This is a genomic window from Aeromonas sp. 11P, assembly GCF_051920165.1.
Lineage (GTDB): Bacteria > Pseudomonadota > Gammaproteobacteria > Enterobacterales > Aeromonadaceae > Aeromonas > Aeromonas veronii.
This window is the reverse complement of the sequence record NZ_JBQBDJ010000004.1, coordinates 3,045,334-3,069,059: the sequence shown is the minus strand read 5'-3', so window position 1 is coordinate 3,069,059 and position 23,726 is coordinate 3,045,334. Positions and strand designations below refer to the sequence as shown.

The following is a 23,726-nucleotide window of genomic DNA, read 5'->3' as shown; positions in this document are numbered from 1 at the left end:
AATTGTATGCGCATGCCAACCTGCCCGACCCGCCTCAACCCTTCAGCTTTGCGGCTGTCAGATCCAGACTGTGCCTGGCCAGATCGACCAATTCATCAACCTGTTCCTCGGTGATGACCAAGGGGGGCGATATGATCATGGTATCGCCTACCGCCCTCATCACCAAGCCATTGTTAAAGCAGAACTCCCGGCAAGTCATCCCCGCATTTGCCTCGGCCGGGAAACGCCGGTTGGTCTGCTTGTCCTCAACGATTTCCAGCGCGGCGACCAATCCTTTGCCTCGGGTTTCTCCCACCAGCGGATGATCGGCCAGCTCCGCCCAGCGGCGCTGCAAATAGGGGCCGATAGTATCATGCACTCGCTTAACTATGCTCTCTTTCTGCATAAGCTGGATATTGGCCACCGCCACGGCGCAAGAGACCGGATGGCCCGAGTAGGTGAAGCCGTGGTTGAACTCGCCCCCCTCCTCCACCAGCCCCTTGGCAACCCGGTCACTCACCATCACTGCGCCGAGCGGCAGATAACCGGAGGTGATCCCCTTGGCCAGACACATCAGGTCCGGCTTGATGCCAAACCCTTCGCTTGCAAACCAGTGGCCGGTACGGCCAAAGCCGCAGATCACCTCGTCGGCGATGAGCAGGATGCCGTATTGATCGCAGATACGCTGGATCTCCGGCCAGTAGCTGTCAGGCGGAATGATGACGCCGCCCGCCCCCTGGATCGGCTCGCCGATAAAGGCGGCCACCTTGTCCACCCCCAGCTCCAGAATCTTTTGCTCCAGCTGACGGGCCCGCTCCAGCCCGAACTCGTGGGTGCTCATCCCCTGCCCCTCACCGAAGTGGTAGGGCTGATCGATGTGCACTATGCCGGGAATGGGCAGGCCGCCCTGGGCATGCATCCCCTTCATGCCGCCCAGACTCGCCCCCGCCACGGTGGAGCCGTGATAGGCGTTATGGCGACTGATAATCACCTGTTTGTCAGGCTGACCCTTGCTGGCCCAGTAGTGGCGCACCATCCGCAGCACGGTGTCGTTGCACTCGGAGCCGGAGCCGGTGAAGAAGACGTGGTTGAGGTGAGACGGTGTGACTTCGGCCAGCAGGGTCGCCAGCTCGATCACCGGCGGGTGAGCGGTCTGGAAGAAGAGGTTGTAGTAGGGCAACTGCTGCATCTGACGGGTGGCGGCATCCACCAGCTCCTGGCGGCCATAGCCCATATTGACGCACCACAGGCCCGCCATGCCGTCGAGAATGCGTTTGCCCTCGGAGTCTTCCAGATAGACACCGCTGGCTTTGGTAATGATGCGCGAACCCTTCTTGTTCAGGGCCTGAAAGTCGGTAAAGGGGTGCAGGTGGTGGCTGGCATCCAGTTGTTGCCACTCACGGGTTGTCTGCTGCATTTGTTGCTCCTCGGTTCCTTCGATTTAGCAAGATTCAGTCGTCAAATAGTCAGATGAGTCGGCACGTTCGCAGCCACAGTCACTCACGGCGTGTCTGCTGCATTCGTTACTCCCCTGCGCCTTCGATTTGGCAAGATTCAATCGTTAATCAATCCAGGTCGCAGCGCTCTTTCGGCCACAACCACTCACAGGTGGCTGCCCCACCTGACTCGCGTTCCGGTCTCTTCGATACAGGGACCGGGGAGGCCAACTACGGCCTCCCCGTTACAGGGGGATCAGACGTTCAGCAGCAGGAACTCCCGCTCCCAGCGACTGATCACCCCGAAGTAGGTCTCGTACTCTTTGCGTTTGACCGCGACGAAGGCGCGGGTGAAGCGCTCCCCCAGCATCTCCTTGATGGGCTCGCACTGTTCGAGATGGCTGAGTGCCTCCTCCAGCGAGCGGGGCAGGCTGTAGGGCAGGTCATAGGCGCTCGACTTCATCTCCGGCAGCGGCTCCAGCTTCTCCATCATGCCGAGATAGCCACAGGCCAGAGTAGCGGCCAGCGCCAGATAGGGGTTCGCGTCGGCACCGGCGAAGCGGTTCTCCACCCGCCGAGCGCTCGGGTCGGAGAAGGGCACCCGCAGGCCACAAGTGCGGTTCTCGACCCCCCACTGGACGTTGCGCGGCGCGCTCTCGCCAAAGGTGAGGCGGCGGTAGGAGTTGACGTTGGGGGCCAGCAGGGCGGTCACCGCCGGGGTGTATTTCTGCAGACCGGCGATAAAGTGCATGAACTGTTCGCTATTACCGCCGCTCGGGGTGCCGAACAGGTTGTGGCCGTTCACATCTTCCAGACTCTGGTGGATATGCATGGCCGACCCCGGTTCATCGCTCATCGGCTTGGCCATAAAGGTGGCATAGATACCGTGGCGGTGTGCGGCCTCACGCATGGTGCGCTTGAACAGGAACACCTGATCAGCCAGATCGATGGCATCACCATGCAGAAAGTTGATCTCCATCTGGGCGGCGCCCGACTCGTGGATCAGAGTGTCCACCTCCAGCTCCTGCGCCTCACAGTAGTCATACATGTCTTCAAAGATGGGGTCGAACTCGTTGACCGCATCGATACTGAACGACTGGCGGGCGGTCTCAGGGCGGCCGTTGCGACCCACCGGCGGCACCAGCGGATAGTCGGGGTCTTCGTTGCGGGTGACCAGATAGAACTCCAGCTCGGGCGCCACCACAGGTTTCCACCCCTGCTTCTCGTAAAATGACAGAACCCGACGCAGCACGGAGCGCGGCGCGATATCGATCAGCTTGCCGTTGACGTCGAAACAGTCGTGGATCACCTGTGCAGTGGGCTCCAGCGCCCAAGGGACAAAACGGATGGTGTTGGGGTCAGGATAGAGCTGCATGTCCCGCTCCAGCGGGTCGATCATGCTGTCGTCATCCGGATATTCGCCGGTCACCGTCTGGGTGAAAATCACCTCGGGCAGACGCATGCCCCCTTCGCGCAAAAACTTGTTGGCTGGGATGATCTTGCCCCGGGCGTTGCCGGTGAAATCCGGGAACAGGCACTCCACTTCCGTGATGCGATTGCTCTCCATCCAGCCTTTGATACTGTCCATGTTAAACCCCGACTTTACGGTTGCCATTGGCAAGGGTGTCTAATATATGGAACACCCTTGTTATAAAATTGTAATCAACATCACCATAAAAGCCCGCCATTAAGGGCAATGTCAAGCGGGCGTGTTTAAAAAACTATAAATAACGGCGCATATAATGACCAAGGCGGCACCAAATACTAAACACTTAAATCCGTACGAAACCCACCCTTCTCATCGTTGCAAAGGCGATGCCAACAGAGGGTGAAGCAGGCGCCAGATCCCGACCAATCCCCCGCAGGAACGGACCATTTTTTTGCAAGGGCGCACAATCCTTATCCTATTTGCTTTGCTTGGCTGCATTTTTTTGGTACAAGGCCCGCCCTGATTTGCACTCTCTTGCATGAAACAGGTGCAAATCGGGATACAAGGGCTTGGTCTGTAGGCAGACAGCCCCCATAAACAGGGATAATTGGGTTAGTAAACTGACTGGTAGTTAATCGTATGTGTGATTTCATGACTGAAGACCAACTGGCCTTTTACAAGGGGCAGATCGAGCGACAGATCGTCGAGCTCGAAGAGCGCCTGAACTCCCAGGCCAGCCAGGCCATCGCCACCGACACCAACGAGATGGCTGATGAAATTGACCGTGCCAGTATCGAGGAAGCCCGCCGTCTGGAGCTGAACCGCATCGAGCACGACAAGCTGCACCTGCGCAAGCTGCGGGGCGCATTGAAGCGCATCAGCGAAGGGGATTTTGGTTACTGCGAATCTTGCGGTGACGAGATCTCCCTCAAGCGGCTGCATGCCCGTCCGGAGTCCCGTTTCTGCGTCGAATGCCAGAGCACCAAGGAATTTAACGATACCCACGTGTTCCGTCGCGTCGCCTGATTCTTCGAAGAACCGTCACCATTCTGGTGCAACAGACGCCAGCAAGGCAGGGCCCCGCGCTCAAACCTTGCACAACGCCTCGCAGCAAGATGGTGACAAGTTCTGTTAGACTCCGGACACCTTCCGGAATCTACAGGAGAACAGAGAGTGAAATGGCTCATCAAGCTGTGTTTGTGCCTGCCACTGCTGGCACAAGCACAGGTTCTGACGGTCAAGGTCCCCAGCCGTCCCGTCAACAATCTTGACCAGGAGTACCAGTACAAGCTGCTGGAACTGGCCCTGACCCGCTCCGGGCAACCCTTTCGCATCCAGCCTGTCGAACTCGACCTCAACCAGTTCACCCTCCAGCAGCAGCTGAGCAAGGGCAAGACCATCAACGTCTTCTGGATGGGCACCTCCAGCGCACTCGAATCCTCCCTGATTGCCGTCCCCATTCCGCTGTTTCGCGGGCTGGAAGGATTGCGACTGTCATTCATCCACGCAGATGCTCAGGAGAAGTTCAACCAGATCAATACCCTGGCCGACCTCAAACAGCTGAAGGCGGCGCAAGGGGTCGGTTGGGCCGATAACAAAATTCTGGAAAATGCGGGCATCCCGACCTTCTCCGGCCGCTACAGCAGCTTGTTTCGCCTGATCAACGACGGCGACAAGATCGACTTCTTCCCGCGTGCCCTGGTAGAGATCTTCGCCGAGCGCAGCGAGCTGGTAGCACAGTATCCCAACCTCGCCATCGAGCAGCATCTGCTGATCCGCTACCCCTTCGCCCAGTTCTTCTTCGTCAGCCCCGAATACCCCAAGCTGGCCAAGGCGATTCAGACCGGGCTGGAGCGGGCTTACGCCGATGGCAGTTTTATGAAGTTCTTCAATGACAACCCCAAGATCCGCGAAGCGCTCGCCAGCGCCAACCTCGATCAGAGGGTCACCATCGCCCTGCCCAATCCGGACATGACCCCGTTGCTAAAATCCATTCCGGCCCAATATTGGGAGTATCCACCGCAGGGATAAGCATCACGAGCGCCTAGCCATGAGGGTCAGGCAGCGAGAACTCAGTGCGCCAGGGAGGTACCATGAAGGGAATCCAGGAGTGGTTTGCGGAGTATGGCCAGAGTCATTGCCATCCGGTCAACATCGCCATCCACAAACTGGCGGTGCCGGGCATCTATCTCTGCTCGCTGGCGCTGCTCTGGTGTCTGCCACACGGGCCCTTGCCAGAGCCCCTCAACTGGGCGGCAGCGGCAGCCATTCCGGTGCTGCTGTTCTATCTGCAGCTGTCGTTTTCGCTGTTCGCGGGGATGGCGGGGCTGACCGCGCTGGGACTGTGGATCTGCCACCAGTGGCAGGGGCCGCTGTTGTGGCCAGCCGTGGCAGCGTTCGTGCTGCTCTGGATAGCCCAGTTTGTCGGCCACAAGATCGAGGGCAAACGCCCCTCCTTCCTCGCCGACCTGCAATTTCTGCTGATAGGCCCCGCCTGGGTGCTTGCCAGCCTCTATCGTCGCCTGGGTATTCCCTATTGAGGAATGCCGGGCCAACAGGAGAGACCATGACACATAACCACACGCGACATAACGCCCTTCGCCGCGCCCTGCCCCTGCTGCTGGGGGCCCTGTTTGCCGGCCCGGCACTGGCCGACAAGGCCGATCCGGTCGGCGAGGTGAGCACCGCCTTCAAGCTGTTTGGCCCCAACCACAAGATCCTGGTGGAGGCGTTCGACGACCCGCGCATCGACGGCGTCGCCTGCTATCTGGCGCGCCCCAAGACTGGTGGCGTCAAAGGCGGGCTGGGACTGGCGGAAGATCCCTCCCACGCCTCCCTGTCGTGCCACCAGATCGGCCCCATCACCCTGCCCGAAAAGCTGAAGGCGGGGGAAGAGGTGTTCGATGTCAGCACCTCACTGGTGTTCAAGGAGCAGAAAGTGGTGCGTTTTTACGACAAGAAACGCAATGCACTGGTTTACCTGACCTACAGCACCAAACTGGTGGATGGTTCGTACAAGAGTGCAGTCAGCGCCGTTCCCATTATGCCGTGGGGACAATAACCAGCCGGTTTGTCCGGTGATAGCTGACCCATTTTGTTGTAATTTGACGACACACACGCTGCGGAGCACATACCATGAAAGTCGCCGTATTCAGTACCAAGAGCTATGACAAAGAGCATTTCAACCAGGCCAACAGCCAGTACGGCTTCGACCTGGAGTTTTTCGATGTGCGGCTGGAGGCCAAAACGGCCCGACTGGCTCACGGCTTCCCGGTGGTGTGTCTGTTCGTCAATGACGATGCTGACCGCGAGGTATTGACCGAATTGGCCGCCAACGGTACCCAGGTGATTGCCCTGCGCTGCGCCGGTTACAACAACGTGGATCTGGCCGCCGCCAAAGAGCTGGGGCTGAAAGTGGTGCGGGTGCCCGCCTACTCCCCCGAGGCGACCGCAGAGCACGCCGTCGGCATGATGATGTGCCTCAACCGCCGCATCCATAAGGCTTATCAGCGCACCCGCGATGCCAACTTCTCGCTGGAAGGGCTGGTCGGCTTCAACATGCATGGCAAGACCGTTGGCGTCATCGGTACCGGCAAAATCGGTCTGGCCGCCCTGCGTATCCTCAAGGGCTTCGGGGTTCGCCTGCTGGTCAACGATCCTTACCAGAATCCGGCAGCCATCGAGCTGGGAGCCGAGTACGTGGATCTCGATACCCTGTTCCGCCAATCCGACATCATCAGCCTGCACTGCCCGCTGTTCAAAGAGAACTACCACCTGTTGAACAAGGAGGCATTTGCCAAGATGAAGGACGGGGTGATGATCATCAACACCAGCCGGGGCGGCCTGCTCGACTCCAACGCAGCCATCGAGGCGCTCAAGACCTCCCGTATCGGCGCGCTGGGGCTGGATGTCTACGAAGAGGAAGAGGATCTCTTCTTCTCCGACAAGTCCAACGAGGTGATCACCGATGACGTGTTCCGCCGTCTGTCTGCCTGCCACAATGTGCTGTTCACCGGCCATCAGGCATTCCTGACCCGCGAGGCGCTGCACGCCATCGCCGATACCACCCTCGGCAATATCCGCGCCATCGAGAGCCAGGGCCGCTGCGACAACGAAGTGGAATAAGGGCTAATCCCTTCATCCTGTTCTTCATTGCGGTGCGCCGGGTTGTGAGACCCGGCGCCTTCGGGTAGGCTAGCCCCCCTTTTTTATTCAGGAGTCTGGCGCCCATGTTTATCGGATTTGATTACGGCACCTCCAACTGTGCCGTGGCCGTGATGGAACAAGGTAGCCCCAGGCTGCTCAATCTTGGCGCATCCCGCTACCTCCCCTCCACCCTGCATGCGCCCCACCGGGATGCTATCGCCGGTCTGTTGGCCGAAGGGCTGGCCCCCGCCCAGCAGGCGGAGTACCTCAAGCTGCGTGGCCCCGTGGTCACCCGTGCCCAGATGGTTCGCCGCCAGATGCGCGAAGAGGGGCTGATCGACGAGCTGAGCTTTGGCGGTGCCGCGCTGGAGCGCTATCTGGAAGAGCCGGACGACGGCTACTACATCAAATCGCCGAAATCCTTCCTCGGTGCCTATGGCCTCAAGGCCCCTCAGATCGCCCTGTTTGAAGACATCGTCTGCGCCATGATGCTCCATGTCCGCCAGCAGGCGGAGCAGCAGCTCGGTGCCCCGATCCGCCAGGCGGTGATCGGCCGTCCGGTCAACTTCCAGGGTCTGGCGGGGGAAGAGAGTAACCAGCAAGCTATCGCCATCCTGACCGAGGCGGCCCGTCTGGCCGGTTTCGAGCAGGTGGAGTTCCTCTATGAGCCGGTGGCCGCCGGGTTTGAATTCGAAGCGCGCCTCACTGAAGACGCCGTGGTACTGGTGGTGGATATCGGCGGCGGTACCACCGACTGCTCCATGCTGCGGATGGGCCCCAGCTACCGCGATCAGCTGGATCGTAGCGGCGATCTGCTCGGCCACAGCGGCCAGCGGATCGGCGGCAACGACTTCGATATCCGCCTGACGGTGGAGGGGATGATGCCGCTGCTCGGCATGCACGAGACCCTCAAGACCGGCAAGCCGCTGCCCCACCCGCTGTTCTGGGATGCTGCCGCCATCAACGACGTCAGCGCCCAGAGCCGCTTCTACAGCCTTGACACCGCCCGCCAGCTGCAGGATCTGCAGCTCGACAGCCAGCCTGGCAGCAAGCTAGGGCGTCTGGCCAGCCTGCGGGCCCACAAGCTGAGCCACCAGCTGGTGTGGCGTGCCGAGCAGGGCAAGATCGCCCTCTCGGAGCAGGAACTCAATCGCCAGTCGCTGGCCGAGCTGGAAAAAGGGCTGGAAGCGGAACTGACCCGCGAACAGCTGGCCAACGCCTCCGCCCTGCTGCTGGAGAAGATTGGCGAGCTGATGGACGAAGCGATTGCCGCCGCCGGTGTGCAGCCGGACCGCATCTTCGTCACCGGCGGTAGCGCCCGCTCGCCGCTGATCGCCAGCTTTATCCGCCAGAAGCTCCCGTCCATCCCGCTTGAGGGTGGCGATGACTTTGGCTCGGTGGCCGCGGGTCTCGCCCGTTATGCCGAGCGGCTGTTCGCCAACTGATCCCTGAGATAGCGTAAATCGATGGCAACATCACCAGGGTGTTGCCATTAAGCGACAGTCGTGCGGGATAAGGGGCGACAGAAGCGGTCGGTCGTCCCCTCTCCCGCCCTGCTCCCGACTGCCTAAAAAGGGTATTCTTGACGCTCCCCCAACCGGAGCCCCCTCATGCCCAGATTGCCCTTTTTGTTGCTGATCCCCCTGTTACTGCTCGCTGGCTGCAGCTCGACCGCCTTTGTTCAACAAGATCTGCAACATCACCACTGGGTACTGAGCAAACTGGATGGCGAACCGGTCGCCACCTTGCGCGACAATCCTCCCGATTTCGAGATCGGCGAACACTTCACCGTCAACGGCATCGCCGGTTGCAACCGCTACTTCGGTCAGGGCCATCTGGAAGATGACAAGCTGTGGGTCACCAGTCTGGGCAGCACCGAGATGGCCTGCATGCCGCCGCTCGACACTATCGAACAGGCTGTACTGACCACCCTTACCGAGGGTGCAACCCTGAGCGGCACCAGTCAGAACCTGATCCTGCAGGGCAAACAGCACCGTTTGGAATACACCTTGCGCGACTGGGTGTTCTAGCGCTCACAAAGCCGCATCACAAACAGGAACATGTTGTCCGGCTGTGGCACAATATGAGGCAGAGTTCGCAATGGAGGCTGCCTCAGCCATGTCGATGGATCGCCTGTTTGACAAGATCAAACAACTCCCCACTATTCCCAAGCTGCTGCACGAGTTGATGCAGAGCTTCAACGACGAGAATGCCCGCATCGACGAGATTGCGGCCAAGATCGCCATGGATCAGGTGATCAGCGTCAAGGTGCTGCGGATGGCCAACTCGGCCGCCCTGCGCCGGGGCAACGAAGTGACCTCCATCGAACAGGCGGTGATCCGGCTCGGCTTCAACCGGCTGCGCTCCGTGGTGGTCGCCTCCGGCATCATCGGCACTTTCAAGGCCCCGCCCAGCTTCGACAAGAACAAGTTCTGGACCGAGACCTTCCAGGTCGCCACCATCGCCAAAACCCTGGCGCAGGAGACCAAGGCACTGGATCCCGAGACCGCCTTTACCTGCGCTCTAATCCACAACATCGGCGAACTGCTTATCCAGAGCACCTTGCCGGAGGAGGCCGAGCTCATCAACATGGCGATCCAGAACGGCAGCAGCCGGGTCGAGGCACAGCGGGAGATGCTGGGTTACGACTACGCCCAGCTCGGTGCCGAGCTGGCGCGGCGCTGGAACCTCTCCGAGGCCTTCGTCGATGCCATCTCCCAACAGCTTGACCCGCTCTCCCACGATCCGGTCAGCAAGGAGGCGGTGCTGATCCGCCTCGCCGTGTTTATATCCTTCGCCTGGAACGCGGGCGTGCCTGCCCAAGCCATCATCGCCCGCTTCCCCAAACCGCTCGCCGACCAGTTGGGACTGGATCCCAAGTCGCTGGCAGGCCAGCTCGAAACACTGCATGAACAGGGTAATGCCCTCGCCGATCTTCTGACTCAATAAGCATCATGACCCATCCGTTTCTGTTTCATCCCCAGGTGGCGCCCTGGTTCAAAGAGAGCGCCGACGCCCTGCAATTGACCCTTTTTAGCGAGCTGGATGCGCCGATCCGCGAGGTGTGGCTGCGCCACGAGCCGGATAACGAGGAGTACCTGATCCCGATGACAGCGGTCTCCACCCGCGATCGGCTGCAGGTGTGGCAGGCGACCCTGCCGCTCAGCAAGGGACAGGATATCCACCTCTACAGCTTCAAGTGCCTCACCGACGAGGAGCAGTGGTGGCTGCACGGGGCGGGCGTCAGCGCGTCCATGCCGCCACGGGAACAGCATTTTCGCTTCAACAGCCTGCACCAGCCACCTGCCTGGGTGCAGGATCAGGTGTTCTACCAGATCTTCCCCGACCGTTTCTGCAACGGCGATCCGTCGCTGAGCGTCAAGCATCACGAGTACGAGTACCGTGGCAAAGCGGTGATCAGCAAGGCGTGGGGCGAGCCGGTCAGTCGTCATGAAGAGGGCCACGGCGCCTGCGAATTTTACGGCGGCGATCTGGCGGGGATCGATGCCAAGCTGCACTATCTGCAATCTCTCGGGGTGACGGCGCTCTACCTCAACCCCATCTTCGATTCACCGAGCAACCACAAGTACGACACCCAGGACTACTTCAAGGTGGATGCCCATCTCGGCAGCAACGAACAGTTCGCCGAGCTGACCCGCAACCTGCACCAGCGCGGCATGAAGATCATCCTCGATGCGGTGGTCAACCACACCTCTACCGAGCACCCCTGGTTCTGCCCGCCACTGGGCGCCCAGAGCAACCCGGACTCCCCGTGGCGCAGCTTCTACACCTTTGATAAAGAAGGGGATTACGTCAGCTGGAAGGGCATTCGCAGCCTGCCCAAGCTCGACTTCTCCTGCGAGAAGGTGCAAGACGCCGTCTATCGGGCCGACGACGCCATCCTCCGTTACTGGATGCGCGCCCCCTACCAGATCGATGGCTGGCGCTTTGACGTCATCCACATGCTGGGGGAGCGCGGCACCGCCGAGGGCAACCGCAGCCACGTACGCGCCATTCGCGGGGCAGTGAAGCAGGAGAATCCTGACGCCTACGTGCTCGGCGAACACTTCTTCGAGGCGAGCCAGTGGCTGCAAGGGGATCAGGAGGACGGCGCAATGAACTACTACGGTTTCGCCCATCCGATCCGCGCCTTCCTGGCTGGCAAGGACATCGCCTACCACCCCATCAAGATCAGCGCCGAAGAGCTGGATCGCTGGCTCAAGCTGGCGCGGGCCCACATCCCGTTCAAGAACCAGCTGGCCCAGTTCAACCTGCTGGACAGCCACGACACTGCACGCTTCCTCCACCTGCTAGGCGAGGACAAGCAGCGGATGCAGCTGGCCGCTACCCTGCTGCTCACCTATATCGGTGTACCCTCCATCTACTACGGCGATGAAGTGGGGCTATCCGGCGGCAACGACCCGGACTGCCGCCGCTGCTTCCCGTGGGATACCACAGACTGGGATCACGTGCTGCACGACCACTATCGCCGGCTGATCCAGATCCGCCGCCAGCGCCCCTCCCTGCGCCGTGGCGATATCCAGACCCTCTACGCCGGGCCCCACAGCTATGTGTTCGCCCGTACCCTGCAAAGCGATCAGGTGGTAGTGGCCTGCAACCGTCACCCGAGCGAGCCGCGCACCATCAGCCTGCCCCTGTGGCAGACCGCCAGCCCCGCCAGCCGCTTCACCGATGCCTTCAACGGCGAGAAGTTTGAAGTGGTGCAGGGCGAGGTGCAGCTGACCATTCCGGCCAACTCGGCCCGGGTGCTGATCTCCAGCTGAGCGGGCAACTGACGCGCTGAAAAACAAAACCGGAGCCCAAGGCTCCGGTTTTTTATTCCGTTCAATCCACCATGACGTTTGGCCCCTTGCCTGCCGCCATCAGTAGTTGATGCTGACGTAGGGCACTTCCGGCACCTGCCAGCGCTGCTTGAGGTAGACGGTGAGCACGAAGAAGAAGTTGGCCAGCAGGTTGGCGAAGCGATAGAGAATGGGATCGAAGGCCACTCCGCTCTCTTCCAACCGGACCAGCAGCCGCACCACCTTCTTGCTGCCGCAGCGGCACAGATGGAGGGTGGGGATGGGCTGCGGCCCCTGTGGCAGCACAAAACCGGTGACGCTGCCGCGACTCGCCTCGTTGTAGTGGTCGTAACGGGCCTTGAGCCACTCAAGATCTGCATCGAATATCCCCAGCTTGCCGCGTACCGAGCCGTTGAGGTTGTAGATAAGTCGCTGCAACGCCGCGAGATCCGCCAGCATGGGCTCGGTATCGGCATCCGGCGCAAGGTGTGACAGCACGGCCCCGACCTGACAGCAGAGCTCGTCGGTGGCGATTTCAAAATCACATTTGAGCGAGGTTTCGAAGATAAAGGGGTAGCAGAGCTCGCGCTTGTCTCTTGGCTTCTTGGGGTTCATGGGGCAACCGGATTGGAGAAAAGGCCAGTTTGCCAGCCCCGGGAAGGGCTGGCAAACGGCAGGTCATTACTTGCGTTACGCGCTGTGGCTCAGGCGTTCTTACTGGCGGGCTCGGTGGAGGGCTGGAACTGGTTGATCATCCGCAGCGCCTCCAGCATCCGCTGGTTGAAGCTGGTGAAGCGATCGACCTGCGCCGGTTCCTCTTCTCCTCTCGCCGCCAGCACGGCCGGGGTCAGCGCCTGTTGCTGGGATTCTGGCAGCAGGCTATCCGCCTGTTTCTGCACCTGATCCAGCTTCGGCAGGTAGTCGGCAAATGGCTTGATCAGATCCTGCAGGGAGTGCGCCCCCTGATAGGTCTGGCTCAGTTTGACGCTCTGCTTGAGCTTGAGGGAGTAGGAGGCCAGCTGGCTGTCATCCAGTTTCAGCTCGCCCGCCTTGTCCAGCAGATCCTCGAAGTTGCCGGAGAAGAAGTTCCCCGCCAGCTCGTCGATCCCCTTGACCAGCTTGCCGATGGACTCCATCTCGTCGCTGTTGAGATCCCCCTCCAACGAGAAGCTGAAGCTCTGGCTCGACTTGAGGCTGAACTGGCTGCCGCTCTCGCTGCTCTGGGACTTGGTCTGCCAGCTGTCGTTGAAGCGCAGCACCACCTTGTCGCCATCCTTGGTCTGGATCTCCAGATACCCCTGCTGGCGACTGGCCATCTCGGCCTGTCCCATGTCGGTCGGGGAGACCTTGCCGAAGAACTCCTTCTCGAACTCCTCGAGCCCTTTCTGGATCAGCTTGTAGCTCTGATCGATACCGGTTTTGATATCGTCGTTGTCAGTCGCCCACTTGCCGAGTTGCTTCTTCGCTTCGTCAAAGCCCTTGTCGACCCCCTTGCGGGCCTGCTCCATCATCCCGGTCAGGTCGTCATCAGATTTGCCATCGGCCCGCGCGGCACCGAGCCGCCCGGTCACGAACTGCAGCACGTTGTCCGCCACCGACTGGAAGTCGAACAGGGTCTCCGGGGTGATCTCCTCGGGCTCTTTCACCTTCGGCGCCTGATAGCCCTGGCCGTTGATCTCCAGCGAGAACTGCAGCGCCTGCTGGATCAGCACTTGCGCCCACTTGGGCGGCTTGTGCAAGGAGACCTCCTCCTCGCTCTTGACCTGTTTCGACTCCGCCTGTTGCGGCGATTTGGGAGAAACACCCACTCCCTTGGGTTGGGCCGCGCCCACGCCTTCGATCTGCATAATGTGTCCTCCCACCATGCCTGTAGATCAGCTATCGGCCTGACTGAACACTTCTTGACCACAAAATACTGGACAATCTGCCGCTGGCTTTTAAAATCGGGCCCCTTTGGGTGGCCTGTTGCCTTCCCCCGATTTCGACCCGGCCCGGCCGGTGTGCATGTGAGGTATTTATGACCCAGTCCCAACAGCCTTCCGCGAACGCTCCAGCGCCTAGAACCGCGGCCGACTATCAGGCCCAACTCGACGAAAAGCGCGCTCGCCTCACCGAGCTGTTTGCCGGCTTTACCCTCCCGGCGCTGGAAGTGCACAGCTCGCCGGCGGAGTACTACCGGATGCGCGCCGAATTTCGCATCTGGCACGAAGGGGATGACCTCTTCCACTGCATGTATGCCCCGGCGACCAAAGAGATCATCAAGATAGACCACTTCCCCACCGCCAGCCGCCTCATCAACCAGTTGATGCCGCTGCTGCTGGAGGGGCTACGCCCACACCCGGTGCTGCGCCGCAAGCTGTTCCAGATCGACTACCTCTCCACCCAGTCCGGCCAGATCATTGTCAGCCTGCTCTATCACCGCAAGCTGGAGGCCGAATGGCAACAAGCCGCCGAAGCGCTGCAGGCCGATCTGCGCGCCAAGGGGTTCGAGCTGCAGCTGATTGGCCGCGCCCACAAGCAGAAGATCTGTCTGGGGGATGATTTCGTCATCGAACAGCTCAACGTGGCGGGTCGCCAGCTCACCTACAAACAGGTGGAGAACAGCTTCACCCAGCCCAACGCCGCCATCAACGAGCAGATGCTGGCCTGGGCGCTGGATGTGACCAAGGGGAGCGAAGGGGACCTGCTGGAGCTCTATTGCGGCAACGGCAACTTCTCCATCGCGCTGGCGCAGAACTTCCGCAAGGTGCTGGCCACCGAGATCGCCAAGCCGAGCGTCGACTCCGCCCAGTTCAACATCGCGGCCAACGGCGTCGACAACCTGATCATCCTGCGCATGTCAGCCGAGGAGTTCACCATGGCGATGCGTGGCGAGCGGGAGTTCAACCGTCTCAAGGGGGTCGACCTCAAGAGCTACCAGTGCAACACCATCTTCGTCGACCCGCCCCGCGCCGGTCTGGACGATGCCACCGTCAAGCTGGTGCAGGAGTACGACAACATCCTCTACATCTCCTGCAACCCAGAGACCCTGCAGGCCAACATGGCGGTATTGGGCGAGACCCACGAGATCGCCCGTTTCGCCCTGTTCGACCAGTTCCCCTGGACCCATCACATGGAAGCCGGGGTCTATCTGCGCCGCAAGGCCGGTTGATTCAGGCAGACAGGAAAACAACAACAGGGCCGGATGGCCCTGTTTTGTTATTGACTGAACACCGGCCTCACTCCAGCCGGAAGTGACCCACGATCTCCCGCAGCCGGTCGTAGGTCTGCTGCATCGCCGCGGAGCTGGCGACCGTCGCTTCGCCATTGTGGGTCAGCTGGCGGATCACTTCAGCGATGGCGCTCATGTTGCGATTGATCTCTTCGGCCACCGCGCTCTGCTGCTCCGCCGCCGTGGCTATATGGCTGATGAGATCGTTGATCTCCACCACTTCCCCTGCCATCAGATCCAGCGACTCGTTGACCCTGGTAGTGTTCTCGGCAGCCCCCTGACAGCTCTGCTTGGTGTTGCCCATGGCATCCACCACCGTTTGAGTGCCCCGCTGCAAACTGGCCAGCATGGTCTGGATCTCGGCTGTGCTCTGCTGGGTACGGGCCGCGAGGGAACGCACTTCGTCTGCCACCACCGCAAAGCCACGCCCCTGTTCACCAGCGCGGGCCGCCTCGATGGCGGCGTTGAGGGCCAGCAGGTTGGTCTGTTCGGCAATGCTGCCGATCACCCCCAGCACAGAGCCAATCTGCTGCACATCCTGCTGCATCGCCTCGATGGAGCGGGCAGTGGCTTCCACTTCGTCCACCAGCGCCATCACGCTGGCCATGGCCTGATCCACCACCTGACGGGACTGGCTCGCCAGCTGCTGGCTCTGACCGGTAAGCTGGGCGGTGCTGGCTGCACTCTCGGAGACGGAGACCGCGGTGCGGCTCATCTCGTTGATGGCAGTCACCACCTGCTCGGTCTCGCGCACATGGTCCGCCAGCAGAGACTGGGCGGCGCCGGTCTGGCTGGCCAGCCCTTCTATACCACTGTTGAGCTGGCCGCTCGCCTGCCGCACCTCCCCCATCATCTCCTGCAGCCGCTCGATAAAGCGGTTGATGCCGGCCGAGATCTGGCCCAGATCATCCTTGCTGGTTACCGCCAGTCGGCGGGTGAGATCGCCGCTGCCGCGAGAGAGCTCCAGCACCAGATCCCGCAGCGAGAGAATGGGGCGATAGGCCACATTGAGTGCCAGCATCGCCAGCACCATCACCACGATCGCCACACCGAACAGCGCCATGATGATCTGGCCGTTGAGGGCCCGGGTCATGGCACGGATGTAATCGAGGTCGATGTAGCCGGTCAGGGTCCAGCTGCTGCCACGAATATCCAGCTGGTTGGGGCGCGCTTCACTCTCCCCCTGCGGCTTGCTGTCATAGAGGCTGTTGCCCTGACTGTCGGCCAGCGAGAAGTAGCGGCCCTCGCCACTCATCTTCTCCAGCAGGCTTTTGAACTCGCTCATGTCGAGGTAGTAGAGATAGGCGGAATCGGCACCGCGCGGCACCAGAATGGTGATGACCGGCTTGCCATCCACCTGTTGCAGCGGGCTGACAGTGATCTGGTTGTTGGCGGCGGGGATCAGCTTGCGCAGGGCATCTACTTTGGCGCTGTCGTTGATGACCCCGCTCACGTCGAAGGCCATGTCGCCGATCACCTTGACGATGTTGTGAAAGCCGGTCTCTTGCAGGGTCTTCTTGACGTTGGTCACCCCGAAGTTGAGGTTGGCAGCCAACAGGATCTTCTGATTGATGTCACTGGCCAGCTTCTCTTTGACCAGAGTGATCTGTTCGTTGATGTTGTGGGTGGCCTGAGTGCGAATGTAGCCACTGATGAAGTGGTTGACGCTGAGCCCGGCAGTGCCGATGGTGACCAGAATAGCCAGTAGCAGCAAGAGGTAAATCTTGACCTTGAATGGCATGGGTTCCCTCCAGAAGAGAGGGCTGGCAACGCCAACCCTCTCTGCCAATCGTTATTTCTTCTTGGCGTACTTCATGGAATCCAATGCCACCGCCAGAATGATGATGCCGCCCTTGATGATGAACTGCCAGTAAGGGCTGACCCCGATATAGGTCAAACCATAGTTGATCAGGGTGAAGATGAGTACGCCGGTGATCACACCCGCGACCGTTCCCACCCCGCCAGCAAACGACACCCCGCCCACCACGCACGCCGCGATGGCATCCAGCTCGTACATGAAGCCGAGGTTGTTGGTGGCGCTACCGATACGGCCCGCTTCCAGCATGCCGCCGAAGGCGTAGAAGACCCCTGCCAGCGCATAGATCATCACCAGATTGACCGCCACGTTGACGCCGGAGACCTTGGCCGCCTCGGGGTTGCCGCCGATGGCGAAGATGTTCTTGCCAAAGCGGGTCTTGTTCCACAGCACCCAGACAAAGACGCTGGCGATGGCCGCATAGAAGGTGAGATAGGAGAGCTTGAATCCTCCTATCCGGATAAACCCTTGGGCGAAGCTGGAGAAGCGGGGATCAAACCCGGCCACCGGCGACGCCCCTACCGAGTCAAAGTAAAGGGAGTTGATGCCGTAGACGATGATCATGGTGCCCAGGGTGGTAATGAACGGAGTGACGTTCAGGTAGGCCACGATCAGACCGTTGACCAGACCGATCAGCGCCCCCACGGCACACACCAGCAGGATCACCACCGGAATGGGTACCTCTCCCAGCGTCGGGAACACCTTGTTGACGTTGGTCAGGGCCTGCAACATGGTTGCCGCGATGAGTGCAGCCAGACCGACCTGACGACCGGCCGAGAGATCCGTCCCCTGGGTGATGATGATGCCCGCCACCCCCAGCGCGATGATGACCCGCACCGAGGACTGGGTCAGGATGTTGCTGAAGTTGGTGAGGCTCAGGAAGGAGGGCTCCTGGATCACGATGACCATGAGCAGCACCAGCAGCACCAGATAGATGGCGTTTTCCTTGAGCGCCTGCATCAGATTGAAATTTTTAGCCGACTCCATAAATGTCTTCCTGTCTCTAGAGGTACAGAGATGCCAGGCGCAGTATCTCGCTCTGGTCAGTTTCTTTGGTATTGACGATCCCGGCGACTCTGCCATTGCTCATCACCATGATGCGGTCGGTGATCCCCAGCAATTCCGGCATCTCTGACGAGATGATGATGATCCCTTTGTCCTTCTTCGCCAGCTCCAGGATGAGCTGGTAGATCTCGAACTTGGCCCCCACATCGATGCCGCGGGTGGGCTCGTCGAGCATCAGGATCTCCGGCTGGGTCAGCAGCCAGCGACCGATGATCACCTTCTGCTGGTTGCCCCCGGAGAGGGAACCGATCTGGGTCTGCTGAGTCGGCGTCTTGACCCGCATGGAGTCGATCACCCACTGAGTGTCGCTCTTCATCTTGTTGTCGCTGAGCAGCCCCATGGAGCCTTTGTAGCTGTCCATATTGGCGATCAGGGAGTTGAAGGCGATATCGAGCCGGGAGTAGATACCGGTGGAGCGGCGCTCTTCCGTCACCAACGCAAAGCCGTTGCGGATCGCTTCATGGGCGTTGTGGTTGGCCACCTCTTTGCCGTGCAGCTTGATGCTGCCCTGGCTGCGATCGCGAATGCCAAACAGGGTTTCGACGATATCGGTGCGCTTGGCCCCCACCAGTCCGGCGATGCCGAGGATCTCCCCCTTGTGCAGGTTGAAGGTCACATCCTGAATGGAGGGCTGGTTTTTCGCCGTCAGGTGTTCGATCTCGAGGATCACCTCTTTCGGCTGGTTGGTTTTTTCAGGGAAGCGCTGGGTCAGTTCACGGCCGACCATCATGCCGATGATCTGATCCATGGTCATGCCCTTGAGCGGCTGGGTTGCCACCCACTGGCCATCCCGCAATATGGTGATCTCGTCACAGAGCTGGAAGATCTCCTCCATCTTGTGAGAGATGTAGACGATGCCGCACCCCTTCTCCTTCAACTTGTTGATGATCTTGAAGAGGTGGTTCACCTCTTTCTCGGTCAGGGAGGAGGTGGGTTCGTCCATGATGACGATCTTGGCGTCGTAGGAGAACGCCTTGGCGATCTCGATCATCTGCATCTGGGAGACCGACAGGGTCGCGACCTTCACCTTGGGGTCGATGTCGATATCCAGCTCATCGAAGATGCGCTTGGTGTCGTCATACATCTTGCCGTGGTCGATAAACCACCCCTTGGTGGGGTAGCGGCCGAGCCACATGTTGTCCATCACGGTACGCTGCAGCACCAGGTTGAGCTCCTGATGCACCATGGAGACGCCATTTTCCAGCGCCTCTTTCGAGGAGGTGAAGTTGATCTCCTGCCCCTTGAAGAAGATCTTGCCCTGATCCTTCTCGTAAATGCCGAACAGGCACTTGAGCAGTGTGGATTTTCCCGCTCCGTTCTCGCCCATCAACGCATGCACAGAATGAGGACGGACCCGTAAATTGACATTATCGAGTGCCTTGACGCCGGGAAAGCTCTTACTGACGTCAATCATCTCCAACAGCCATTCTGATTGTTGCTGTGTTGTCATATCAGCCATCACATCTGGTTGAAAAAAGGGCAAGGGGATCTCCCTTGCCCTGGAGGAGGGAATTACTCGAATTGGGACAGGTTGTCTTTATCCACACCGACGTAGGCAACACGTACTACCTTGTCGACGATATTCCACTTGGTACCTTCACCGGCCGGTTTGCCTTCAGCAAGGTTCTTGGTCAGCTCGAAGGTGGCTTTAGCCTGGTTGGCCGCATCGTTCAGCACGGTACCTGCCATGGCACCGCTCTTGACCATGGCCAGCGCTTCCGGCAGCGCATCGACGCCGAATACCGGAATGGCAGTCTTGCCCTGGGCTTTCAGTGACTCGACTGCACCCATTGCCATGCCGTCGTTGTTGGCGATGACCACTTCGATCTTGTTGGCGTTGGGGCCGGAGATCCAGGCGTCCATCTTGTCTTTCGCCATGGCGGTATCCCACATACCGGTATCCATGTGCAGTTGTTCAGTCTTGACGCCACCATCGTTCAGGGTCTTGACCACGTAGGAGGTGCGCGCCTCGGCATCCGGGTGGCCCGGCTCCCCTTTCAGCAACACGAACTGGATCACGCCATCCTTGTTCAGATCCCACTCCGGATGGGCTTTCCAATGTTTGGCAATCAGCTGCCCCTGGATGATCCCTGACTCCTTGGAGTCAGTGCCCACGTAGTAGGCCTTGTCGTAGCTGGCCAGATCGGTAGCGCTCGGCTCCTTGTTGTAGAAGACCACCGGGATATCTTCGCCACGGGCTTTCTCAATCACCACCGGGGCCGCAGCCGGGTCAACCAGGTTGATGGCCAGCGCCTTCACCCCTTTGGCCAGCAGCACGTCGATCTGGTCGTTCTGCTTGGACTGGTCGTTCTGGGAGTCGTTCATCAGCAGCTCCACCCCCGGAGTGGCTGCCGCCTCCTTCTCGATGGCCTTGCGCACGACCGCCATGAAGTTGTCGTCGTATTTGTAGACGGTTACCCCGATACGGGTGTCAGCCTGGGCATTGGCTCCAGCCATCATGCCCATCAGCAGGGCGGCAACAGTGGTCAGTTTTTTCATTATGTGTGCTCCGATGTGTCTATCTGTGTTGTAGGGTGGCGAGCAATTGAGCAAGCGCCAATCAATGTAATCAGTTTGTTGTCATTTCTTCTGTGATCATGACGACAAAATGAAAACGTTTACACTCTGTTACATTTAAACTTTATATTTATTTTTCAAATACATATAAATAAAAATCAGATTTGAGACTCAATCTTTCCCACAGCATTGAGGCTAGTCGTTACTGGTCTGTTGTCAAAATGGCGCACTGGCTCGACAGTCGTCTCAATAGCTGGCTTAACGGAGAGTGCAGCCCCAACGGTAACGCCGTTCGAGCAGTTGATACTCGGGACGCACGCTCTGGCTCCAGGAGTCATCCCCGCCCACACCCATATGGGCGCCATCGAGACAGACCCACAGCCCCTCTTCAGCCACCAGATCGCTCTGGTGACGAGCAGCGGCCAGCTGTTGCTGACTGAAGCGGCTGGCACTGAAATGGAAGCTGCCGTTCACCGTCGTGCTGCCCAACTGCAACTGGCGGGTATCGCAGCGCAAGCCGTTGTCGCTCGGGAAAACATAAGGGGTATGCATCGCCTCCAGCGGCAAACTCCAGCGCCCAAGATCGGCGCCCAGCAGGCGATCCGGATAGTTCTCGTGAGGGCCACGCCCCAGCCATTCGGCTCGCGCTGGCACCTCGGCCAGATGGAGCAACAGACCGATCCGCGGCAGCGAAGGCAACGCCTGCGCCAGTTCGGTTTCTATCTCCAGGCTCATGGCGCCATCGTCGGTAAAGCGGTGATGCCAGTGACTCACCAGCAGCAGCTCATCGTGGTGGAAGTAACCGTGACTGACCCGGATATCCGCTCCGGCGACCGCGATCCCCAAACAGCGGTGTTGCCACTGACCGAGACCACAGCCCTGCCAGCGAGCAATCCAGGAGTTGGGGTCGGCGTGATCCGCTTCGCTGGTGCCGATGTCGTTGTCGAGAGGCGCCCGGTAGAAGTGATCCATGATCGGCGCCAGCAACTGCTCCTGTCCCGATTTTTGCCAACTGGTGATGCGACCGCGCTGCTTGTCGAGCCACCACTGGCTGTTTGCGGCAGTGATCCGCCAGCCATCCGGCTGCTCGCTCAGGGTGGCGGCAGCGGCGGGAGCAGGCAGGGCAAGGGGTGTAGGCAGGGTGAACTGCTGACGGGCGACCTTGTGATCCGCCTGCGACCAGAGGGTGGCCTGTGGCTGAACGATGGCCAGATCGAGCCAGGCCAGTGAGCCTGCCGCAAAGGCGGGCAGCGTCTCGCTCAGGGTCAACTCGACCACCCCTTGCGGCGCCAGCTCAAGGGAGATCTCCCCCTGCTGCTGCACATGGCCGTTCTCGCACAGCTGCCAGCTGAGCCGCTCGTTATCGGTTTCCCGGAACAGGTATTCGCTCTCGATCCGCACCCGCAGTGGGGTGTGCTCAAGCAGGGTGAAGCGGAACGGCTGCTGGGCACGCTTCGCCTCGCACAGGGCGGGATGGGGGGTGCGATCCGGGAACAGCAGACCGTTGCAGCAGAACTGGCGGTCGTTTTGCAGATCGCCAAAATCGCCGCCATAGCCCCAGTAGTGACGACCATCGGCGGTGTATTTGTCGAGCCCCTGATCGACCCAATCCCAGACAAATCCGCCTTGCAGACGTGGATGATCGCGAAACGCCTGCCAATAGTGGCCGTAGCCCCCCAGGCTGTTGCCCATGGCGTGAGCATATTCGCAGAGGATCAGCGGTCGGTGTTCGCCGGGCAGGCCGATCCACTTGCCAGCGCCCACTTGGGCACCGCCGGGAAGGGCTGATCCTGATGGGTTCTGGCATACATGGGGCAGATAATGTCGGTCGCCGGAGTATCGGCCCCGCCCCCCTCATACTGCACCGGACGGCTCGGGTCGCTGCGCTTGATCCAGCCATACATAGCATCGTGGGCCGGACCGTAACCCGACTCGTTGCCCAGCGACCAGATGATGATGGAGGGGTGGTTGAAATCCCGTGCCACCATGCGGGTCGCCCGCTCCAGAAAGGCGTTGCTCCAGGCAGGATCCCGCGCCAGCCGACCCATAGGGGTCATGCCGTGAGTCTCCAGATTCGCCTCGTCAACAACATAGAGGCCGAGCCGGTCGCAGAGGCGATAGAAGTCGGGATGGTTGGGATAGTGGGAACAACGCACCGCATTGAAGTTGTGCCGCTTCATCAGCAACAGATCCCGCTCCATGGTGGCGCGATCGATGGCATAACCCTTGGCGGGATGGTGTTCATGACGGTTGGCACCGCGAACAAGCAGCGGCTGCCCGTTGACCCGCAGCAGGCCGCCACGGATCTCCACTGTCCGAAAGCCCACATCATAGGCTTCGCTCTCGATAGGCTGGCCCTGCTCGTCCAGCAGGGTCAGGGTCAGGCGATAAAGATGGGGCGTCTCGGCGCTCCACTTGCGCGGCGCAGCCACGTCGAGCCAGAACTCGGCGCGATCGTCATACGCCCCTTTTTCATCAATGGCTTGGGTGCCGATCGGCTGGCACAGGGTCGCGACCCGCTCGCCGCCGTCATAGAGATTGGCCTCTACCGACAGACCGGCCCCATTGGCCACCTGCAGTGCAATCTTGAGACGGCCATCCCGATAGCAGGCGTCCAGCTCGGGGGTGACCCGGATATCCATCAGATGGCGGGACGGTTTGTGCAGCAGGTTGACGGAGCGGAAGATCCCCGACAGCCACCACATATCCTGATCTTCCAGATAGGAGCCGTCGGACCAGCGCAGCACCAGTACCGCCAGCCGGTTGCGACCGCTCTGCAGATATGGGGTCAGATCGAATTCGGCGGGCAGGCGGCTGTCCTGGGAGTAACCGACCCAGCGGCCGTTGCAGAACAGGTGGAAGGCACTGCTCACCCCGTCGAAGATGATCCGGCTCTGTCCGCTGGCCAGCCAGTCGGCGGGCAGCTCGAACTCGCGGGAGTAGCAGCCAGTAGGATTGTCTGCCGGCACTCGCGGTGGATCGCAAGGAAAGGGGTACTTGATATTGGTATAGATGGGGCCATCGCTGGGCGGCCGCGCGGCCGGATAGGCGGCATCCAGCTGCCAGTTGCCCGGCACTGTAATGGGGCAAGCATCCACCAGATCCTGCGCCAGCCAGCTCTCGGGCACCAATTCGGGAGCGGCAAAGAAGGAGAAGCGCCACTCGCCATCGAGCAAGAGACGGGAGGAAGAGGCCAGATCACCCCTGGCATCCGCTTCGCTGCGCCAGCTGAACATGGGGGTATGGGCTGCCAGCCGGTTTACCGACGTAATAGCCTGAGTCTGCCAATCCTGACGCGCCACTATCTCCCTGAGCATTCACTCTC

Annotated in this window: 18 protein-coding genes and 1 pseudogene; 10 read left to right on the top strand and 9 right to left on the bottom strand. The window is 60.3% G+C overall.

Annotation, left to right across the window (positions count from 1 at the left end; genetic code table 11):
* Positions 1–34 precede the first annotated feature (34 nt).
* Together ACTG1P_RS14105 and ACTG1P_RS14100 are read right to left on the bottom strand one after the other, a co-directional pair.
* Positions 35–1,396 carry an aspartate aminotransferase family protein gene (locus ACTG1P_RS14105; protein WP_440001534.1) on the bottom strand — a complete coding sequence of 454 codons (1,362 nt, stop codon included), beginning with the start codon at positions 1,394–1,396 and terminating at the stop codon, positions 35–37.
* Positions 1,397–1,671: 275 nt separating this feature from the next.
* On the bottom strand, positions 1,672–3,003 hold the full coding sequence (locus tag ACTG1P_RS14100; protein WP_088868211.1) for a glutamine synthetase family protein: 1,332 nt from the start codon (positions 3,001–3,003) through the stop codon (positions 1,672–1,674).
* A 480-nt stretch (positions 3,004–3,483) separates the two neighbouring features.
* Here ACTG1P_RS14100 and ACTG1P_RS14095 point away from each other — a divergent pair, with 480 nt between their 5' ends.
* From ACTG1P_RS14095 to malZ, 9 genes are all read left to right on the top strand, one after another.
* The gene (locus tag ACTG1P_RS14095) at positions 3,484–3,870 is read left to right on the top strand and encodes a TraR/DksA family transcriptional regulator (protein WP_005356952.1); all 387 of its coding nucleotides are present in this window, start codon (positions 3,484–3,486) and stop codon (positions 3,868–3,870) included.
* 147 nt (positions 3,871–4,017) lie between these two features.
* Positions 4,018–4,875, top strand: a complete 858-nt coding sequence (locus ACTG1P_RS14090) for a hypothetical protein (protein WP_042081792.1) — start codon at positions 4,018–4,020, stop codon at positions 4,873–4,875.
* Between the two features lie 62 nt (positions 4,876–4,937).
* Positions 4,938–5,384 (top strand): Mpo1 family 2-hydroxy fatty acid dioxygenase, encoded by a 447-nt coding sequence (locus tag ACTG1P_RS14085; RefSeq protein ID WP_440001533.1) that lies wholly within the window; start codon positions 4,938–4,940, stop codon positions 5,382–5,384.
* Positions 5,385–5,410: 26 nt separating this feature from the next.
* Positions 5,411–5,905: a CreA family protein gene (locus ACTG1P_RS14080; RefSeq protein ID WP_005355485.1), complete on the top strand. Its 495-nt coding sequence runs from the start codon at positions 5,411–5,413 to the stop codon at positions 5,903–5,905.
* Positions 5,906–5,979: 74 nt separating this feature from the next.
* Positions 5,980–6,969: a 2-hydroxyacid dehydrogenase gene (locus ACTG1P_RS14075; RefSeq protein ID WP_005340720.1), complete on the top strand. Its 990-nt coding sequence runs from the start codon at positions 5,980–5,982 to the stop codon at positions 6,967–6,969.
* Positions 6,970–7,073: 104 nt separating this feature from the next.
* Positions 7,074–8,435, top strand: coding sequence for a molecular chaperone (gene yegD, locus ACTG1P_RS14070; RefSeq protein ID WP_064339148.1), 1,362 nt, complete (start codon positions 7,074–7,076; stop codon positions 8,433–8,435).
* A 165-nt stretch (positions 8,436–8,600) separates the two neighbouring features.
* On the top strand, positions 8,601–9,020 hold the full coding sequence (locus ACTG1P_RS14065) for an META domain-containing protein (protein WP_252413178.1): 420 nt from the start codon (positions 8,601–8,603) through the stop codon (positions 9,018–9,020).
* 70 nt (positions 9,021–9,090) lie between these two features.
* Entirely contained in the window at positions 9,091–9,939 is an 849-nt protein-coding gene (locus ACTG1P_RS14060; RefSeq protein WP_167557269.1) for an HDOD domain-containing protein, read from the top strand.
* Between the two features lie 5 nt (positions 9,940–9,944).
* Positions 9,945–11,774 carry a maltodextrin glucosidase gene (malZ, locus tag ACTG1P_RS14055; protein ID WP_376901926.1) on the top strand — a complete coding sequence of 610 codons (1,830 nt, stop codon included), beginning with the start codon at positions 9,945–9,947 and terminating at the stop codon, positions 11,772–11,774.
* A 99-nt stretch (positions 11,775–11,873) separates the two neighbouring features.
* On the opposite strand, the gene ACTG1P_RS14050 is transcribed toward malZ, so the two are convergent.
* A complete protein-coding gene (locus ACTG1P_RS14050) occupies positions 11,874–12,407 on the bottom strand; it encodes an ATP--cob(I)alamin adenosyltransferase (RefSeq protein ID WP_043821496.1) in 534 nt (177 codons plus the stop codon).
* Positions 12,408–12,496: 89 nt separating this feature from the next.
* A complete protein-coding gene (locus ACTG1P_RS14045; protein WP_440001532.1) occupies positions 12,497–13,639 on the bottom strand; it encodes a DUF5610 domain-containing protein in 1,143 nt (380 codons plus the stop codon).
* Positions 13,640–13,809: 170 nt separating this feature from the next.
* Between ACTG1P_RS14045 and trmA the strand changes: the two genes are divergently transcribed.
* Positions 13,810–14,943: a tRNA (uridine(54)-C5)-methyltransferase TrmA gene (trmA, locus tag ACTG1P_RS14040; protein ID WP_139735457.1), complete on the top strand. Its 1,134-nt coding sequence runs from the start codon at positions 13,810–13,812 to the stop codon at positions 14,941–14,943.
* Between the two features lie 67 nt (positions 14,944–15,010).
* On the opposite strand, the gene ACTG1P_RS14035 is transcribed toward trmA, so the two are convergent.
* The 5 genes and pseudogenes from ACTG1P_RS14035 to ACTG1P_RS14015 all read right to left on the bottom strand — a co-directional run bounded on the left by ACTG1P_RS14035 (position 15,011) and on the right by ACTG1P_RS14015 (position 23,718).
* Positions 15,011–16,744 carry a methyl-accepting chemotaxis protein gene (locus tag ACTG1P_RS14035; protein WP_440001531.1) on the bottom strand — a complete coding sequence of 578 codons (1,734 nt, stop codon included), beginning with the start codon at positions 16,742–16,744 and terminating at the stop codon, positions 15,011–15,013.
* A gap of 51 nt (positions 16,745–16,795) precedes the next feature.
* Positions 16,796–17,806: a galactose/methyl galactoside ABC transporter permease MglC gene (gene mglC / locus ACTG1P_RS14030; protein ID WP_075113750.1), complete on the bottom strand. Its 1,011-nt coding sequence runs from the start codon at positions 17,804–17,806 to the stop codon at positions 16,796–16,798.
* 16 nt (positions 17,807–17,822) lie between these two features.
* On the bottom strand, positions 17,823–19,343 hold the full coding sequence (gene mglA / locus ACTG1P_RS14025) for a galactose/methyl galactoside ABC transporter ATP-binding protein MglA (protein WP_041234376.1): 1,521 nt from the start codon (positions 19,341–19,343) through the stop codon (positions 17,823–17,825).
* Between the two features lie 53 nt (positions 19,344–19,396).
* Positions 19,397–20,383 carry a galactose/glucose ABC transporter substrate-binding protein MglB gene (gene mglB / locus ACTG1P_RS14020; RefSeq protein WP_005340747.1) on the bottom strand — a complete coding sequence of 329 codons (987 nt, stop codon included), beginning with the start codon at positions 20,381–20,383 and terminating at the stop codon, positions 19,397–19,399.
* Positions 20,384–20,659: 276 nt separating this feature from the next.
* A pseudogene (locus tag ACTG1P_RS14015) lies at positions 20,660–23,718 on the bottom strand (beta-galactosidase).
* Between the last annotated feature and the right edge of the window lie 8 nt (positions 23,719–23,726).

Coding starts and splice junctions, on each gene's coding strand:
- ACTG1P_RS14105 (WP_440001534.1), bottom strand. CDS start 1,396: ATGCAGCAGACAACCCGTGAGTGGCAACAACTGGATGCCAGCCACCAC.
- ACTG1P_RS14100 (WP_088868211.1), bottom strand. CDS start 3,003: ATGGACAGTATCAAAGGCTGGATGGAGAGCAATCGCATCACGGAAGTG.
- ACTG1P_RS14095 (WP_005356952.1), top strand. CDS start 3,484: ATGTGTGATTTCATGACTGAAGACCAACTGGCCTTTTACAAGGGGCAG.
- ACTG1P_RS14085 (WP_440001533.1), top strand. CDS start 4,938: ATGAAGGGAATCCAGGAGTGGTTTGCGGAGTATGGCCAGAGTCATTGC.
- ACTG1P_RS14080 (WP_005355485.1), top strand. CDS start 5,411: ATGACACATAACCACACGCGACATAACGCCCTTCGCCGCGCCCTGCCC.
- ACTG1P_RS14075 (WP_005340720.1), top strand. CDS start 5,980: ATGAAAGTCGCCGTATTCAGTACCAAGAGCTATGACAAAGAGCATTTC.
- yegD (WP_064339148.1), top strand. CDS start 7,074: ATGTTTATCGGATTTGATTACGGCACCTCCAACTGTGCCGTGGCCGTG.
- ACTG1P_RS14065 (WP_252413178.1), top strand. CDS start 8,601: ATGCCCAGATTGCCCTTTTTGTTGCTGATCCCCCTGTTACTGCTCGCT.
- ACTG1P_RS14060 (WP_167557269.1), top strand. CDS start 9,091: ATGGAGGCTGCCTCAGCCATGTCGATGGATCGCCTGTTTGACAAGATC.
- malZ (WP_376901926.1), top strand. CDS start 9,945: ATGACCCATCCGTTTCTGTTTCATCCCCAGGTGGCGCCCTGGTTCAAA.
- ACTG1P_RS14050 (WP_043821496.1), bottom strand. CDS start 12,407: ATGAACCCCAAGAAGCCAAGAGACAAGCGCGAGCTCTGCTACCCCTTT.
- ACTG1P_RS14045 (WP_440001532.1), bottom strand. CDS start 13,639: ATGCAGATCGAAGGCGTGGGCGCGGCCCAACCCAAGGGAGTGGGTGTT.
- trmA (WP_139735457.1), top strand. CDS start 13,810: ATGACCCAGTCCCAACAGCCTTCCGCGAACGCTCCAGCGCCTAGAACC.
- ACTG1P_RS14035 (WP_440001531.1), bottom strand. CDS start 16,744: ATGCCATTCAAGGTCAAGATTTACCTCTTGCTGCTACTGGCTATTCTG.
- mglC (WP_075113750.1), bottom strand. CDS start 17,806: ATGGAGTCGGCTAAAAATTTCAATCTGATGCAGGCGCTCAAGGAAAAC.
- mglA (WP_041234376.1), bottom strand. CDS start 19,343: ATGGCTGATATGACAACACAGCAACAATCAGAATGGCTGTTGGAGATG.
- mglB (WP_005340747.1), bottom strand. CDS start 20,383: ATGAAAAAACTGACCACTGTTGCCGCCCTGCTGATGGGCATGATGGCT.